Annotated in this window: 1 protein-coding gene; it reads right to left on the bottom strand. The window is 64.4% G+C overall.

Annotation, left to right across the window (positions count from 1 at the left end; genetic code table 11):
• Window positions 1-303, bottom strand: a 303-nt coding sequence (locus tag ABDB81_RS30505) for a hypothetical protein (protein WP_346814434.1), incomplete at both ends; no start/stop codon positions are given.

Here is a 303-nt window from a genome sequence, read left to right as displayed (position 1 = left end):
GCCGATCACCTTCGTGGACTTATCGCCAACGATGGCGCCGCTGTTCGCGACATTGTCCGTCGCCCGGATCTCCACGCTGTTGCCGGCGACCAGTGCGCCCGTGGCGTTCAGGTTCACGCCATTGCCGTGCGCGAGATAGACCTTTGGCACCAGCACCGATTGCGTGGACCCATCGGGCAGGGTGACGTCCTGCGACACCATCCACACGATATCTGTCGTGAGTTGGCGCATCTGCTCGGCGGTCAGTCCGATACCGGGCATCAGGCCGAAGGCGCTGGCGACGGCTACGCCCTGGCTCATCAG

Source organism: Cupriavidus sp. DL-D2 (genome assembly GCF_039710735.1).
Taxonomy (GTDB): domain Bacteria; phylum Pseudomonadota; class Gammaproteobacteria; order Burkholderiales; family Burkholderiaceae; genus Cupriavidus.
The sequence above is the reverse complement of the archived record's forward strand: the minus strand, read 5'-3'. Positions and strand labels throughout refer to the sequence as shown.